Here is a 14,912-nt window from a genome sequence, read left to right as displayed (position 1 = left end):
CGGCCCCTTTTGCGTTTGACGTAGAGGAAGGATCAGGGTGTCGCGCTTGCCGGCGCGGAAGACGTTGTCGGCGCCACCTCGCCTGCGCGCTTCACGTAGTCCACCCTTCCGACTGGCGGATCCGGCAGGCGGCCGTTCTGGACGAGCTGGTCGCGCGGCGTCGGGAAGGTCGAGGATGCCGGGACAGTGCCACCGAGCAGTTCGTCGGCGCCGTCGAGTTCCGGGTCAAAGAGATCGATCGGCGGGGTGGTGACGATCGCCTTGTTCTCCGATGGTGACAGGGTCACCAGCTCGGGCAGATTGCTGGCATCGAGGCGGACGAGATCCGGGCTCGTCATGTCGCCGAGATAGCGGCGCACTGATTTTTCGACATAGAAGGCGAGCTTGCGTTTGCCGGGGCCGGTAAAGCCGATGCCGTCATTGCCGCGCAGGCGCACCGGTTGGCCGTTGATATCGGAGCCGGTGACGATGAAGCGTCCTTCCTGATCGACAAAGCCTTCCCAGATATCGACGAATTCGCCATTCACCTTCTCGATGCTCGATCGATAGATGGTGTTGAGCCGCAGGGCGTCCGCCGTCATGTTTTGCGGGCGGAAGGCTGGCAGCCCAACCCATATGACGGGCACGCGGGTTTCTGCGGCAACGCTGGCCAGGCGTGCGACCCGGTCGCCATAGGCCGCGAACCAGGGATCGGTCCGAAAGTCGAGCCGGCCCGTTGGCGTCACGAGCTGCTGGCGATCGTTGGCGCCGATCTGGATGACCACGACGCTCGGTTTGACATCGCTGACGAGTGCCGGCAACTGGCCCGGCCAATCGTAGAAATCGTCACGCACCAGACCGGAGGACCCGTTGGCGCGGTTTTCCACGACGACGCCGGGTGAGTCCTCGAAGGCAGTCTTCAATCCGTCGCCGAGGGAACTGGCCACGAAGTCACCGAGGACGAGGACAGTCTTTGCATTGTCGAGCTTGGGCGGCGGCGGGGGGGCTGCGACCGCGCGGGTCGATTGCGGTCGGGTGTTGATCGTGGTCACGCTGCCGCTGGTATTCTTGCGTGTCTTGGTTTCCCGCGGCCGCTGCACGTTTTGCGGTGGCACATAGGTCGGCTGGCGTTCGCCGAAGAGCATATCGAGGAGATTGCGACGGCGTTCCGGCTGCTGGGCTTGCGCAGACGTGCTGATGAAGGCGGTCGCGACGACTGCCAGCGCCAGACCGAGCGTCATGAGGCGGGCAAAGGTTCCGCGCGGGCTCGTCAAGTCACACTCCATGGGTGATTGCGGCGGGCTCAAAACGCATCCGCCGCGCTCTCCTGTTTGTGGAGCGCGGCGGATGCCAAGTCAACAGGTGCGCTGGCCGCGGACCGTGATCAGTTGCGCAGCTTGTCGAGCAGGACGCGTGACGGCTCGCCGTCGACGGACATGCCGAGACGCTGCTGGATGGCAGTGATTGCCGCCTTCGAGCCCGAGCCGAAATTGCCGTCGATCTTGCCATCATAGTAGCCGAGCGCCTGCAGACGGGTCTGCAGTTCGAACTTTTCCTTGACGTCCAGCGAGCCATTCGGACGCGGCCAGCGCTGCTTCATGCCGCCGTAGCCGGCGATCTCGTCCGCCAGCAGTCCGACGCCGAGGGCGTAACTGTCGGCGGCGTTGTAGCGCTTGATGACGAAGAAGTTCTTGGTCATCAGGAAGCCCGGTCCATTCTGTCCGCCCAGCATCTTGAGTTCGGCGCGTTCGCTGCCGTTGCGGAACCCCTTGCCTGTCGGGCGGGCAAAGCCGAGCGCCTGCCACTGGGCGACCGTCTTGGTCTGGCCAGAATACTTATGGCCGCCGTTCGGCACCACGATTTCATAACCCCAGGTCCGGCCGGTCTGCCAGCCATTCTTGGCCAGCAGGTTCGCGGCGGTGGCGAGGGCGTCCGGGATCGAATGCCAGATGTCCTTGGTGCCGTTGCCGTCGGCGTCAATGCCGTAGAGCAGGTAGCTCGTCGGAATGAACTGGGTGTGCCCCATCGCGCCGGCCCAGGAGCCCATCAGGTTCTTGTTGGTCACGTCGCCGTTCTGCAGCATCTTGAGCGCTGCAATCAGCTGTGTGCGGGCAAATTTTGCGCGCTTGCGGTCGGCGTAAGCGAGGGTGGCGAGCGAACGCGGAACGTTGTGCAGACGGTCCGGCCGCTCGAGGGCAGCACCGTAATTCGATTCCATCGACCAGATCGCCAAGAGCACATGCTTGTCGACGCCGAAGTGATTTTCCAAGGCTGTAAGCAGGCCGCCGTGCTTGGCCAGCATCTCCTGGCCGACCTTGACGGTAAAGGGGTTCACGCGGCTGTCGAGATAATCCCAGATCTGGGACTTGAACTCCGGCTGGTAGGCAGCCTTTTCCAGGACGAACTGGTCTGGCTCGGTCACGCCGTTGAACGCCTGACGATAGGTCCGCTCGGTAATGCCTTCCTTGGCGGCGACCGGATAAAAGTCGCGGATCCACTTCTGGAAACCGGCGTCTGCGAAGGCTTCCATGGGGATGAGCGCTGTTGTCAGCGTCAGCGCAATGGCGCCGAGCAGGCTGGGGCGGTGTCTTTTCATGGGCATCTCCCGTGCATTCTCGAGTTGGCAGCCGGAACAAGGCTGTTCACCACAGGTTAATGCTGTTCAGTCAACAAACCCTTTACCACGTTGTCTGCCCAAGCTTTGTCTTTGCCATTTTGAAGCAATTGTATGTTACTGGGCGTGACCGCGTTATGAAGACGTTAATCGATTTAGATCCTCGAGGAGGAATGAGTGGTTAAGACCAAAAAGCTCCGTAAAGCCGTTTTTCCCGTCGCCGGTCTCGGTACGCGTTTTCTCCCCGCCACCAAGGCGGTTCCTAAAGAAATGCTCACCGTCGTCGACAAGCCGGTCATCCAGTATGTGGTCGACGAGGCCATCGAAGCCGGGATCGAGCATTTTGTCTTCGTAACCGGCCGCGGCAAGGCGGTCATCGAGGACTATTTCGACATTCAGTTCGAACTCGAACAGACCCTGAAGGCCCGTAACAAGAACGCCGAACTCTCGCTTCTCGATTCACTGCAGCCGACAGCTGGCCAGACCAGCTTCACCCGCCAGCAGGAACCGCTCGGCCTCGGCCACGCCGTCTGGTGCGCCCGCGACATCGTCGGGCATGAACCTTTCGCTCTCCTCTTGCCTGACATGATTATGCGCGGCGAAAAGGCCTGCCTCAAGGGCATGGTCGAACTTTATGAGAAAACCGGTGGCAATATCGTGGCGGTCGAGGAATGCGCGCCCGAACAGGCTCACAAATACGGCATCGTTGGCGTTGGTGAGGCGCTCGAAGGCGGCTTCACGATCACCCAGATGATTGAAAAGCCGGCAAAGGGCACTGCACCGTCCAACTTCTTCATCAACGGCCGCTATATCCTGCAGCCCGAGATCTTCGATATCCTGTCGACCCAGGAGCGTGGCGCCGGCAACGAGATCCAGCTGACCGATGGCATGCTGAAGCTCGCCAATGACCAGCCGTTTGCCGGTTATCACTTCAAGGGCCAGACCTTCGACTGCGGTTCCAAGGATGGCTTCATCCTGGCCAATGTCGCCTTTGCCATCGAACGCGCCGACATTCGTCCGGCCATCGAGGACGAGCTGAAGGCGCTGCTCGCCGCGCTGAAGTGAAATGAAATCCCTGACCGCCGGGTTCAGCGCTTGGCGGTCAGGCCCACCAACGCCGTCACCGTGCTATTGTCGCTGCCGGTCTTGTAGTTGGTGCGCTCGTAAGTGAGATCCGCCGTCGCATCGAGGTAGCGGTTGACCTTCCAGGTCAGACCGGCGCCCGCGAGATAAGCTGTGGTATCGCTGGCACTCGCAGTCCCGTCATAGTTGGTGAAGGTCGTCCCGCCGGTCAGGCGCGCCACGAGATTGGTGCGCAGGTCATGGGAGAGAGCGGCGGTGACACGATGGATCGTGGCGCCGTTGATGCCGGCCGTGGTCGATGGATCGATGCTCGTGTCGAGCAAGAGATCGATGCTGGTACCGTCGCGCGGCGACCAGAAGATGTTGCCATCCACCGTCATCGCTGACAGTTCCGCCAGGCGCGCGTCCTCGAAGGTCTGGTGCTCGTAGCCGAGGGCGATTTCGCCGCGCAGCTTCTCTCCGAGATCGACGGCCACCCCGGCCTTGGCGCCATAGAGGTCCGCCGAGCGCCGGTATCCGGATGAATCAACGGCTTCGTCATAGTCTATCTGCCCGATCGTGCCCTCTATGAAGGGTGTGAGAGCAGGCGAGATCTCGTATCCAAGCCTGCTGCTGACCGTGTAGCGATTGCGGTCACGGTCACTGCGTTCGAGGACGCGGCCATTGGAAAGCTTGGCATCGGAATACTGAAATCGGGTGATATCGCCCGCGATCGAGCCACGGATCACGCCGAAGTCGCGTTCGATCGATAGGCCCGTTCCGAACTGGTTGACGCCGGACTGGACCCTGGCGCCGGATACGGCGTTCGGGTCGTCGCTATCCTCGCGGCTGAAATTGTAAGATCCGGAAAGTGTGGCAATGGTGTCGTCGGCGAGATCGAGACGCAGGCGCGCGTCGATGTTGGCACGGGGCTTGTCGTTCTCCGTGCCTGACAGCGTTTCCTGCCAGGCCCCTTCTGCACCGACATTCAGCTCATGTCTCGACCAGTCCGAGGTCAAAGTACCCTTCAGCCCGGTTTCCGAGAATGTGCGGTTGGTTTTGACGTCTCCGGATTTCTCCCGCTCGGTCCCCAGTTTCTGGCTGATCGACGGTCGAAGGATCATGCTGCCGAGGCGAATGCCGATGCCGTCTTCGGCGTCCAGCGCATCGCGGCGAATGCGGGCGGCCGTCGGGTCGTCGAGCCGGGTCTCGCGCAGGTTCTGGCGACCGATGTCGTCGTCCAGCGGCAGGGTATCGGAATCCGCAAGCGGTTCCATGGCGAAGCTGTTCGGCGCGATCGTGGCCGTCGTGGTCGGATCGGTCGCTACTGCGGGGGCTGATGTCGACATCTCGCTCGCGCGCGTCGCGATGCCTTCGGGGCCGATTCCAGGTGTCTGCGTGCTGCTTGCCGACGTGCCTCCAGGGAATTGCGCCGTGGGGCGTGTCTCTTGGGCGGCGAGCGCCGAGGGGTGCACGAGCGCCGACAGCGCAAGGACGCTGGCGAAAGCGCGCAGTCCCAGGCGGCCTGCGCCGCGCGTGTCCCGATTTTCGACTGAAGTCATGCTTGCGCCCGGCGATCTGTAATGCTTACCCAATCGTAAAGCCTGGTGGTTAATGATTGGTTTCGGCGGTCTTTGGCGAACGGCCACGCTTTGCCGCAGGGGCGGCATACGCCACAAGAATTTACAGCAGCCGACAAACGCAGTATGGGACGCCATGATCAAGCGCGCAGTCAATCTCGTTGAAGCCAGTGCCACCGCATCCGCTCTGAGGGTCGTGTCGACCGAGCGGGAGGGGCTTCGTGTCCTCGAAGAGGCCTTGGCCGGGCCGCTCGCAGCTCCCTTCTGCAACGCGGTCAAAACGATCGGCGGGATCGGCGGTCGCGTGATTGTCACCGGTGTCGGCAAGAGTGGCCATATCGGTTCGAAGATCGCCGCCACCTTCGCCTCGACCGGCACGCCCGCCTTCTTCGTTCATCCGTCCGAAGCCAATCACGGCGATCTCGGCATGATCGCGCAGGATGATGCGATCCTCGCGATCTCCTGGGGTGGCGAAACGACCGAACTGCAGGGTATTCTCAGCTTCTCCCGCCGTTTTTCGATCCCGCTGATTGCCATCACGGCCGGCGAAAACTCTACGCTCGCCCGCAATGCGGATGTCGTGCTTCTGATGCCGAAGGTTCAGGAGGCCTGCCCGCACGGGCTCGCGCCGACGACTTCGGCAGTGCTGCAGCTTGCCATCGGCGATGCGATTGCGATTGCGCTTCTCGAAGCCCGCGGGTTTTCGCCGTCGGACTTCCGTACCTTCCATCCGGGCGGCAAGCTCGGTGCGGCACTCACTCATGTGCGCGACATCATGCATACCGGCGATCGCCTGCCGCTGGTGGCGCTCGGCACGCCCATGCCCGAGGCGGTCAAGACCTTGTCGCACAAGCATTTTGGTTGCGTGGGGATCGTGGACGGTGCCGGCAAGCTCTGCGGCATCGTGACGGAAGGCGACATGGCCCGCAATCTCGCGCGGGATCTGTCGATTCTGAACGTCGATGACGTGATGACCCGCAATCCCAAGGTCATCAAGGGCGATGCGCTCGCGACAACGGCCGCAGCGATGATCAACAAACATGGCATTGGTGCACTGATCGTCGTCGACGACGACAACACGCCCGTCGGCCTCATCCACTTCCACGATCTGCTGCGGATCGGCGTCGCCTGAGGGGACTCAAGCCTCTTCCACTGTCAGATCGCGACCATCGCTGGAAACAATCCGCACGCGAGCGCCACCGGGCAGGTCCGGGCCGGAGACCAGCCAGAAGGTGTCATCCAATCGGATGCGGCCGCGGCCCTCGCGAATCGGCTCGGCCAACACCGCGGTGCGGCCGACGAGGCTTGCACCGCGCTGATTGAGAAGTGGTTCGTCGCTTGATGTTTCGAGGCGGGTGAAAAGACGGCGACCGGCAAGCGTGAAGGCGACGGCGCTGGCGGCGAAAACTAGCGACTGGATTTGCCACGACCAGAAGCCTGCATCCCAGAGCAGCAAAGACAAAACACCTGTCAGGATTGCGCCAAGGCCGATCCAGACCAGGAAGACGCCGGGCATGACCAGTTCGGCCGCAAGCAGCAGCATGCCGAGGACCCACCAGCTCCAGGGACCGAGTTCGGCGATGATGCGCGCCAGCATGGTGGTCACTCGCCGTTCGGGTTGAAGGAACTGATCGGCGGCGTGGTGCGGGGTGCTGCGACTGGGCGCGGCGGGGCAGGGCGCTTGTCGTCGCCGAAGACTTCGCGCGCAATCGCGCCGATGCCGCCCAGCGAGCCGATCAGGGATGTCGCCTCCATCGGCATCAGCACCACCTTTGTATTGCTGGCGGTGCCAATCGCGGCCATGGCCTCGGTGTATTTCTGGGCGACGAAGTAGTTGATGGCGTTGACGTCGCCTGCGGCGATCGCTTCTGAGACGAGGCGGGTGGCCTTGGCTTCGGCTTCGGCCAGACGCTCACGGGCTTCGGCCTCGCGATAGGCGGCCTCACGCTCGCCTTCTGCCTGCAGGATGGCCGCCTGTTTTGCGCCTTCGGCCCTGAGGATCTGGGCATTGCGGAAGCCCTCGGCTTCCAGGACCTGGGCGCGCTTTTCACGCTCCGCCTTCATCTGGCGACCCATGGCATCCACCAGATCGGCCGGTGGCTGAATATCCTTGATCTCGACGCGGGTGACCTTGATCCCCCAGGGGCGGACGGCCTCGTCGACGACGCGCAGCAGGCGATCGTTGATGACCTCGCGGTTGGAGAGCAGTTCATCGAGGTCCATCGAGCCCATAACCGAGCGGATGTTGGTCATCGTCAGGTTCAGGATGGCATTTTCCAGGTTCGAGACCTGATAGGCAGCTTCCGCAGCGTTCAGCACCTGATAGAAAGCGACAGCATCGGCAGAGACCGAGGCATTGTCCTTGGTGATGACTTCCTGGGTCGGTACATCGAGCACCTGCTCCATGACGTTCATCTTAGAACCGATCCGCTCGAAGAACGGGATGATCAGGTTGAGGCCCGGCTCCAGTGTACGTGTGTAGCGGCCGAACCGCTCGATTGTGTAGCGGAAGCCCTGTGGCACGGTCTTGATGCCGGCAAAGAGGACCAGGATCACAAGCAATACGAGTGCGATGACGACGATGTCCGGACCGGTGACGGGCATGAATTCCTCCAGCATTGGCGCAAACGAAGATTGCGCCCCCTTGGTCTAACATCGTGGCGGGACAGGGTAAATGCAAGGGATGGTGGTCACACACGGGCATGGTTTGCCGTGGAGGCTGGCAGGGGCCGCAAGAAACGGAAAAGCGGCGGGATCTCTCCCGCCGCCTCGATTTTCAGGCTGATCGACCTGAGCTTAGAACTCTTCCCAGCTGTCCTGGGCCACTGCCGCGTTGCCGTGGCTGCGCGGTGCCGGGGCGGCATGCCGGGCAGGTTCTGCGGCCCGCGGTGCAGGAGCGCGGCTTGCCGATGCCGAGGGCTGGGCCATGACACGGGCGGTTTCGCGCAGCGCCGATGCCTGGGTTTGCTGCACGCCGTCGATGGTGAAGTGCGAGATCAGATCGCGCAGCTTTGCGGCTTCGCTCGCGAGTGCTGCGGAGGCCGCGTTGGATTCCTCGACCATGGCCGCATTCTGCTGTGTCGTCTGGTCCATCGAGTTGACCGCATGGTTGACTTCCGACAGACCGGTTGCCTGCTCCTTGGCGGAGAGGGCGATGGCATCCATGTGGGTGTTCATCTCGGTGATGAAGCCGCCGATGGTGCGCAGCGCTTCGCCGGTCTTGCGGACGAGATCCACGCCGCCAGCGACTTCCGTCGAGGAGTTCTGGATGAGGGCCTTGATCTCCTTTGCAGCGTTCGCAGAGCGCTGGGCGAGTTCACGGACTTCCTGAGCGACGACGGCGAAGCCTTTGCCCGCTTCACCGGCGCGCGCTGCTTCAACACCCGCATTGAGCGCCAGAAGGTTGGTCTGGAAGGCAATTTCGTCGATCACGCCGATAATATTCGAGATCTGCTGCGAGGAGTTTTCGATCCGGCGCATGGCTTCTTCGGCACGAGAGACGACTTCCGACGACTGGTTGGCAGAGGTATTGGCATGGGCTGCGACACCGCGGGCCTCTTCAGTCCGCTTGGTCGAATTGACGACGTTGGCGGTGATTTCCTCGACCGCAGCTGCCGTTTCTTCGAGGGCGGCAGCCTGCTGCTCGGTGCGTTTCGACAGATGGTCGGTGCCCGACGCAATCTCGCGGGTACCGGTTTCCATGGTCGCGACACTGTTGGTGATCGAGGCCATGGTCTGGTTCAACTGCCGGATCGACTGGTTGAAGTCGTGGCGGAGGGCTTCGAAATCCGGGGCGAAGGCTTCATTGATCTGGAAGGCGAGATCGCCGGCGGCGAGGCGCTTCAGACCGGTGGCCAGACCCGAGGTTGCAACCCGCAAACGTTCGGCTGCATCGGCTTCGGCACGCTGCTGGGTCGCGATGCGATCGGCCTCGGCCTGACGACGGTTCCCGTCGGCTTCTGCTTCCAGACGCTTGTTGGCGATGGCTGCCTCGCGGAAGATCTGCATTGCCGCTGCCATGCGACCGATCTCATCCTTGCCGCCCTGGTCGATCGTGACGTCGAGATCGCCGTTTGCCAGGCGCGTCGTGTTGTCGGCAAGCTTGCCGAGCGGACGCGAAACGAGCTGGAAGTTGAGGAAGCCGAGCAGAACGGCAGCGATGCCGACGACGATCGAAGCGGCGAGGCTGACGGTTTCCACAAGCGAGAGGGCTGCGGTCTGGTTTTCAGCGGCAGCGGCGGCGCGCGCCGAAAGGGCAGACTTGATCTCGCCAAGGCGGGCTTCGAAGGCTTTGACCAGGGCCTCGCCTTCACCCGTCACTTCGATGGCACGGGCCAGTTCAACCGTTGCCGGGTCACGCATCAAGAGAATCTGACGTTCCATGAAGTTCGTCTTCCAAGTCTCAAAAGCGGTGATCGCCTCCTTGAACTTCGAGAGTTCACCGGGAGCAGACGTCGAGAGCATCGCTTCGATATTGGGACGGTCTGCGCCCATTTCCGCTGCCATATCTTGCGCAACCGCTGCGTAATCGCGGTTGCCAGTCAACAGGAAGGTCTTCAGTTGGAGGTCCGCAATATAAAGATCGGCGGAGAATTCTTCGATGACCTCCAGGACCCTATTCATCGTTGCGGTTTCCGCGACCTGCTCACTCGCTGTGATGGCGCGGTTGTGCATGAAGGTGGAGGCTGCGATCGCGATGGCGGCAAGGAGTCCGAAAGCGAGGAAGCCTTTGGCGCTTACGGATAGGTTCTTGAGCATAGTAAAATCCTGTCCCGGTCGGGGTCGAATTGGATCATGGTTTACAGGACGGCCGCCATCATGGGGTCGTGTCGACGGATCAGCTGCCGGCTAGCGCCCGGCGCTCGAGTTCCGTCAGGTTGAGTTCGACGGTGACGGCGCCGATCTTCTTCTTGTCGCTGTCGACCAGCGTCAGGCTCACCTGATTTCGCCAGATCTTCATTTCGTCGTCCCACTCGGCTTCGTCGATGAAGATCGCGTCTTCCGAGACGTCGTAGGTCTTCTGGAACTTCGCCTCGTCGCCCTGCCAGAAATCGCTGGTGATCGAGCTCTGACCGACGTTCAGGCCGTTCTGGTCCATGACGAAGATTTCGGGGTAGAGGCCGAGCGACTTGCCCTGGATGCGGGCGAGATAGACGGAGAGCGGGCTGGAGAGCGTGGCGGCAATCAGCGGCTTGTCGGCCGCTTCGCGCTCGGCCTTCCACTGATTGTCCAGCTCGTCGATCTTGTCCTGGGTCAGCTCGGTGAGCCGGGCGTTTTGCGCTTCGACCGATACGGTGACGATCTCGGCGGAAACAAATTCCTGGATCTCCTTGATCAGCTCTGGCGAGACGAGCTTGGCGACATCAGGCTGTGCCGGTTCTGCATGTGCAGTGGCGAGTGACGCGACGAGAAATGTCGATGCCAATGCGGTCGTGACGAATTTCATGGGTGGTCTCCTTCAACTCCCCCTAATTCTAGGGATCATTACTAAATGGAACCTTAATATAAGAAATCGCCTATCTAAAATTGTATGCAAATCCAATGATTTACGGGTCTCTCCGTCTGCCGATTTTGCGCCTTGCGTCAGCTTGAGGTTGTTTTTCCGGTTGTAGAGGCTCGGCCGGTGCGAACGGCTAACCGGATGAAAAGATGCATTAAATTTGTGCATCTGCGCCGAAAGGTGGGCGAAATCCCGGCAGTGGTCATGCGCTGATCATCGTTGCGGTTGCATCGCCTCGGCTGCCCGAAACGGGCGGGCCACGGTGGTGTCTTTTCCCGACCGGGATGCCGCGCAGAGAAAAGGGGCCGCCTGCCGGCAGCCCCTTCGTCAAGTTCTTTTCACGGTGCGCCTCGGACGATCAGGCCCAGCCCTGGAGCTCCCGGCGCACGACGTTCTCGATCACGCGCATACCGTCGTCGCTGTCGTTGAGACAGGGAATATGGGTGAACTTCTCGCCGCCATTGTGGAGGAAATCCTCGCCCGCTTCACCGGCGATTTCTTCCAGCGTCTCCAGGCAGTCGGAGACGAAGCCGGGGTTCATGATGGCGATGCGCTTGACGCCTTCCTGGGCGAGCTTTTCGACCGTCTTGTCGGTATAGGGCTGCAGCCATTCCTCAGGCCCGAAACGGGACTGGAAGGTGACCATCAGCTTTTCCTTCTCCCAGCCGAGGTGCTCGCGCAAGAGACGCGTCGTCTTGTAGCACTGGCAGTGATAGGGGTCGCCCTTCATGAAGTAGGACTTCGGAATGCCGTGATAGGAGGTGATCACCAGTTCCGGCTCCCAGTCGAGGGTCGCGAGGTGCTGGTTGATCGAGTTGGCGAGCGCCTCGATGTAGACAGGGTCGTCGGCATATTGCGGCACCGTGCGCAGCGCCGGTTGCCAACGCATCTTGAGAAGCGCCTTGAAGGCCTCGTCATTGACGGTTGCCGTCGTCGCGGCTGCATATTGCGGATAGAGCGGATAGACGAGAATGCGCTCGCAGCCTGCCTTCTGCATCTCGTTCATCTTCGCCTGAATCGCCGGCTGGCCGTAGCGCATGGCCCAGTCGACATGCACGTTCGGAAGATCCTTCAGGGCGACGGCGAGCTTCTCGGCCTGGCTGCGGGTGTAGGTGCGCAGATAGCTCTCATCGAGATCCTTGTTCCAGATCTCTTCATAGGCCTTGCCGACCTTCTGTGGGCGACGGTTGAGAACAATGCCGTACAGGATGGGGTACCAGAACCACCGCGACCACTCGATGACGCGCTTGTCCGTCAGGAACTCTTCGAGATAGCGGCGCATGGACTTGTAGTCTGTGCCATCAGGCGTTCCGAGATTGACGAGCAGCACGCCGACCTTGCCGAAATTGACGGGCGGATGGTCGGAGGGCCAATGGGCAGGCAGTACATTCATCTTGATATCCTGGTGCTGAGATCTCGACCGTTACGTGACGAAGGCCAGTTGAGATCATCTGATAAAAGCAAAAGCCGGCCCGGGGAAGCCCGGACCGGCTTTTGGCATGCGTCAAACGGTCTTACTGCGGCGGAAGCTGCAATTCCCGGCCGATCGAGATGACGTTCGGATTGCGCAGGGCATTCGCCTCGGCAATCTTGCTCCACATCATGCCGTCACCGTAGGTGGCCTGTGCAATCTTCCAGAGGCTGTCGCCAGCCACGACCTTGTAGACGGTTGCGGCAGTCGACATGGCCGTATCCGTAGCGGTTGCCGCTGGAGCTTCTGCCGCAGCGGGCGCCTCTGCAGCCGCCGGCGCCTCGGTTGCAGCTGGAGCCTCAGCGGCCGGTGCTTCCGTTGCGGTTGCAGCCGGTGCGCTCGCGTCGGCCTGCGGCGCGGCAGTCTCGTCCGCCGCCGTAGCGGTCGCCGAAATCACGGTGATACGACCGTCTGTGTAAGGCGTGTAGGGGCTGTTCTTGGCGATGTAGTCAGCCACCACGGTCTCGAGGCCCGGGCCGAAATCGTAGGCGTTCTGTCCGCCGCTCTCGAACACGCCATAGCCGTCACCACCGGTACGCATGTAGTTGTTGGTGGCCACGCCGTAGAGCTTCTCCGGGTCGATGGCGACGAAGGCGTCGCCTTCCTTGACCTCGACGGAGGAAATGCGGCTGCCGGCCGGCCTGCTGAGGTCAGCGGTGAACTTTAAACCGGACACCTGAGGGAAACGGCCAGCCGCTTCCTCGACCTGGCCCACGCCGTTTTCAAGCGCGGCTACGATGTCGGAGCCCTTGAGCTGGAAGGAGGCAAGTGTGTTCTGGAATGGCAGGACTGTCAGGACTTCACCCATGGTGACGGTACCGGCGTCGATCGACGCGCGCAGACCGCCGCCGTTCTGGATCGCGATAGTGATGCCCTGATCGCTCAGGCGGTCCACCATGGCATCCGCCACGAGATTGCCCATGGTGCATTCGACTGCACGGCAGGTTTCACGCGAGCCATCGATGGCCTCGGCAGTCTCGCCGATCTCCTTCAGCTTCAACTCTTCGATCGGTCCGCCGAGTTCGGCCACCTTGGCGACGAAGGCTTCATCCGGGGTCACCGAGGCGTCCAGCAGTTTGGGTTCGCCGGTCGCGGTCTTGACGACGCCTGCATCATCGAAAACGACCGTCAGGTCGCCGAGATATTTGGAATAGGCATAGGCCTGGACGATCGGAACATCCTGGCCGGCCGGGTTCTTGACCATGGTCGGATAAGGGCCGGCGGCCTTCTCGTCGGTGTTGGACAAAAGCGTGTGGCTGTGGCCGCCGACGATCACGTCGATGCCGTCAACGGCTGCCGCGATTTCCTGATCCTTGACGTAGCCGACATGCGAGAGCAGCACGATCTTGTCGATGCCCTGGCCTTCGATCTCGGCCACGGCTTCCTTTAGATAGGTGATCTCGTCGGCAAACAGGATCGTGTCGCCAGGCGAGGAGGTCTCGTCGGTGTCGGTTGCGAGGACCGAAACGATTGCGACCTTCTCCTCGCCGAATTCCTTGACGATGTAGGGCTTGAACTTGTCGGCGAGGGGAGAGTTGAGGCCAGCCAGCGTGTTGCCGGAGATCAGCGGGAACTGCAGCGCATCGATGAACTTTGCGAGCTCTTCCGGGCCGTCATCGAATTCGTGGTTGCCGATGGCCATGGCATCGAAGCCGATTTCGTTCATGAAGTCGGCGATCGGGGCGCTCTTGTAGGTGGTGTAGAAGAGCGAGCCCTGGAACTGGTCGCCAGCGTCGAGCGTCAGAACGTTCTTGCCCTCAAGTTCGGCGCGGCGGGCGTCGATTGCGGCCTTCACGCGGGCAATGCCGCCGAAGCACTCGTTCTTGGCAGCATCATCTGCCGAGCAGGTGGAATCGGATTTGCTGATGGCTTCGATGCGGGAATGCAGGTCGTTGATGTGCAGAATATTGAGTTCGAAATCGGCCAGAGCGGTTCCGGCGGTCAGGGCCAGCACCGAGGCGCTGAAAAGGCCAATCTTCAAATGTCTGAACATCTTATCTCTCCTGTTGCAATCGATCACCCACAGTCTGGCACGCATTTATGACAGTCACGCGCCAGAATTCGGATGGCGGATGTTTTCATCTAGACCGGGAGAGGGCAAGCAAAAATCACTTGAGGTCCGCATGTTAGCAGGGCCAGAAACGAAAGAAGCGGCCGCTTGGGCCGCTCCTTGATCCGCATGTCGTGATGCGCTTGCTCAGCCGCGGCGGGCGAGCGAGAACTGGGCGCCGCTGTCGGATGTGCAGTTGAGCTGCGACGGCGTCACGAGGGCGCAATTCACCTTCTGCTGCGTGTTGCGAACCAGCGACGTCATGTTGATCTCGACCAGCCGATCGTTGACGAGCGTATAGGTGCCGGATGCGAGGATCTGGTTGGTGTCGGTCGTCCTTGTGGTGAAGGTGCCGCCCTGGAAGGTCGAGGAGATGCCGTTGGGATCAACCCAGGCGCCTTCGATCGACGGACCCTGCTGGACGGCCGGCAACTGGCGCGGAGGGCTGGAATAGCATGACGAAAGGGCAAGGCTCATCGCCGTTACAGCTACCAGGGATCTGATTTTCATTCTTGTCTCCCACCATCTCGGCGGTTCGGTCCGGCCGCCCACCGTTTGCGTTGTCGTCGAGAACATGCCGCGAAGCCTCGGCCAAAGCAAGGCGAAAGCCTTGTATTGCCGGGGTTATCCCGTCCTTGCTTGCAACGAGAAAGGCC

General features: G+C 61.6%; 12 protein-coding genes. 2 read left to right on the top strand and 10 right to left on the bottom strand.

Going from position 1 to position 14,912, the window contains the following annotated elements; all coding sequences use genetic code 11:
• Window positions 1-32: 32 nt before the first annotated feature.
• Together QWE_RS14520 and QWE_RS14515 are read right to left on the bottom strand one after the other, a co-directional pair.
• Entirely contained in the window at window positions 33-1,253 is a 1,221-nt protein-coding gene (locus tag QWE_RS14520) for an SGNH/GDSL hydrolase family protein (protein ID WP_006726904.1), read from the bottom strand.
• Between the two features lie 110 nt (window positions 1,254-1,363).
• Window positions 1,364-2,575 carry a lytic murein transglycosylase gene (locus QWE_RS14515; RefSeq protein ID WP_006726903.1) on the bottom strand — a complete coding sequence of 404 codons (1,212 nt, stop codon included), beginning with the start codon at window positions 2,573-2,575 and terminating at the stop codon, window positions 1,364-1,366.
• A 195-nt stretch (window positions 2,576-2,770) separates the two neighbouring features.
• Here QWE_RS14515 and galU point away from each other — a divergent pair, with 195 nt between their 5' ends.
• Complete coding sequence (galU, locus tag QWE_RS14510; protein WP_006726902.1) at window positions 2,771-3,658, top strand: UTP--glucose-1-phosphate uridylyltransferase GalU; 888 nt, start codon at window positions 2,771-2,773, stop codon at window positions 3,656-3,658.
• A 23-nt stretch (window positions 3,659-3,681) separates the two neighbouring features.
• Here galU and QWE_RS14505 read toward each other — a convergent pair whose 3' ends face one another.
• Window positions 3,682-5,217, bottom strand: coding sequence for an outer membrane beta-barrel protein (locus QWE_RS14505; protein WP_006726901.1), 1,536 nt, complete (start codon window positions 5,215-5,217; stop codon window positions 3,682-3,684).
• Between the two features lie 154 nt (window positions 5,218-5,371).
• On the opposite strand from QWE_RS14505, the gene QWE_RS14500 reads away from it, so the two are divergent.
• The gene (locus QWE_RS14500) at window positions 5,372-6,367 is read left to right on the top strand and encodes a KpsF/GutQ family sugar-phosphate isomerase (protein WP_006726900.1); all 996 of its coding nucleotides are present in this window, start codon (window positions 5,372-5,374) and stop codon (window positions 6,365-6,367) included.
• 6 nt (window positions 6,368-6,373) lie between these two features.
• Here QWE_RS14500 and QWE_RS14495 read toward each other — a convergent pair whose 3' ends face one another.
• From QWE_RS14495 to omp10, 7 genes are all read right to left on the bottom strand, one after another.
• Complete coding sequence (locus QWE_RS14495) at window positions 6,374-6,832, bottom strand: NfeD family protein (RefSeq protein ID WP_006726899.1); 459 nt, start codon at window positions 6,830-6,832, stop codon at window positions 6,374-6,376.
• A 5-nt stretch (window positions 6,833-6,837) separates the two neighbouring features.
• Window positions 6,838-7,839, bottom strand: a complete 1,002-nt coding sequence (locus tag QWE_RS14490; RefSeq protein ID WP_040300309.1) for an SPFH domain-containing protein — start codon at window positions 7,837-7,839, stop codon at window positions 6,838-6,840.
• 192 nt (window positions 7,840-8,031) lie between these two features.
• Complete coding sequence (locus QWE_RS14485; RefSeq protein ID WP_006726897.1) at window positions 8,032-9,993, bottom strand: methyl-accepting chemotaxis protein; 1,962 nt, start codon at window positions 9,991-9,993, stop codon at window positions 8,032-8,034.
• A gap of 79 nt (window positions 9,994-10,072) precedes the next feature.
• Window positions 10,073-10,681, bottom strand: coding sequence for a hypothetical protein (locus QWE_RS14480; RefSeq protein ID WP_006726896.1), 609 nt, complete (start codon window positions 10,679-10,681; stop codon window positions 10,073-10,075).
• Between the two features lie 412 nt (window positions 10,682-11,093).
• Window positions 11,094-12,128, bottom strand: coding sequence for a ferrochelatase (gene hemH / locus QWE_RS14475; protein WP_006726895.1), 1,035 nt, complete (start codon window positions 12,126-12,128; stop codon window positions 11,094-11,096).
• Window positions 12,129-12,249: 121 nt separating this feature from the next.
• Window positions 12,250-14,199 carry a 5'-nucleotidase C-terminal domain-containing protein gene (locus QWE_RS14470; RefSeq protein ID WP_006726894.1) on the bottom strand — a complete coding sequence of 650 codons (1,950 nt, stop codon included), beginning with the start codon at window positions 14,197-14,199 and terminating at the stop codon, window positions 12,250-12,252.
• 204 nt (window positions 14,200-14,403) lie between these two features.
• Window positions 14,404-14,766 (bottom strand): outer membrane lipoprotein Omp10, encoded by a 363-nt coding sequence (gene omp10 / locus QWE_RS14465; protein WP_040300272.1) that lies wholly within the window; start codon window positions 14,764-14,766, stop codon window positions 14,404-14,406.
• Window positions 14,767-14,912 lie beyond the last annotated feature (146 nt).

Origin of the sequence: Agrobacterium albertimagni AOL15 (assembly GCF_000300855.1) — a bacterium.
GTDB classification, from domain to species: domain Bacteria; phylum Pseudomonadota; class Alphaproteobacteria; order Rhizobiales; family Rhizobiaceae; genus Allorhizobium; species Allorhizobium albertimagni.
This window is presented reverse-complemented; position numbering and strand designations above follow the sequence as displayed.

Coding starts and splice junctions, on each gene's coding strand:
- QWE_RS14515 (WP_006726903.1), bottom strand. CDS start 2,575: ATGAAAAGACACCGCCCCAGCCTGCTCGGCGCCATTGCGCTGACGCTG.
- QWE_RS14505 (WP_006726901.1), bottom strand. CDS start 5,217: ATGACTTCAGTCGAAAATCGGGACACGCGCGGCGCAGGCCGCCTGGGA.
- QWE_RS14500 (WP_006726900.1), top strand. CDS start 5,372: ATGATCAAGCGCGCAGTCAATCTCGTTGAAGCCAGTGCCACCGCATCC.
- QWE_RS14495 (WP_006726899.1), bottom strand. CDS start 6,832: ATGCTGGCGCGCATCATCGCCGAACTCGGTCCCTGGAGCTGGTGGGTC.
- QWE_RS14490 (WP_040300309.1), bottom strand. CDS start 7,839: ATGCCCGTCACCGGTCCGGACATCGTCGTCATCGCACTCGTATTGCTT.
- QWE_RS14485 (WP_006726897.1), bottom strand. CDS start 9,993: ATGCTCAAGAACCTATCCGTAAGCGCCAAAGGCTTCCTCGCTTTCGGA.
- QWE_RS14480 (WP_006726896.1), bottom strand. CDS start 10,681: ATGAAATTCGTCACGACCGCATTGGCATCGACATTTCTCGTCGCGTCA.
- hemH (WP_006726895.1), bottom strand. CDS start 12,128: ATGAATGTACTGCCTGCCCATTGGCCCTCCGACCATCCGCCCGTCAAT.
- QWE_RS14470 (WP_006726894.1), bottom strand. CDS start 14,199: ATGTTCAGACATTTGAAGATTGGCCTTTTCAGCGCCTCGGTGCTGGCC.
- omp10 (WP_040300272.1), bottom strand. CDS start 14,766: ATGAAAATCAGATCCCTGGTAGCTGTAACGGCGATGAGCCTTGCCCTT.